The sequence below is a fragment of the Acinetobacter sp. 22512 genome, assembly GCF_052044755.1.
GTDB lineage: Bacteria > Pseudomonadota > Gammaproteobacteria > Pseudomonadales > Moraxellaceae > Acinetobacter > Acinetobacter pittii.
On the sequence record NZ_JBQENP010000054.1, the window covers coordinates 1 to 355 of the forward strand.

The 355-nt window shown below is 51.3% G+C and carries 2 tRNA genes; both read left to right on the plus strand.

The window, feature by feature from the left end:
• Positions 1–111: 111 nt before the first annotated feature.
• Positions 112–188 (plus strand) — tRNA-Arg (locus ACTJJG_RS19060).
• 33 nt (positions 189–221) lie between these two features.
• Positions 222–297: transfer RNA gene (locus ACTJJG_RS19065), tRNA-His, on the plus strand.
• Positions 298–355: the final 58 nt, after the last annotated feature.

Below are 355 nucleotides of genomic sequence, written 5' to 3' on the forward strand. Positions count from 1 at the left end.
GTGCACCTGGTTTGGGACCAGGGGGTCGTAGGTTCGAATCCTACTGCTCCGACCACTTAAAATAATATTTTAAGATCGGCGAAGTATCGCATGATAAGCATCATCGGTTAAGCGCCTGTAGCTCAGTTGGATAGAGCATCCGCCTTCTAAGCGGATGGTCACAGGTTCGAATCCTGTCAGGCGCGCCATTTGGTAGCTTGGTACATAGAACTTATTTGATGGTGGATGTAGCTCAGTTGGTAGAGCCCTGGATTGTGATTCCAGTTGTCGCGGGTTCGAATCCCGTCATTCACCCCAATTTCGGAGCATAGCACAGCCTGGTAGTGCACCTGGTTTGGGACCAGGGGGTCGTAGG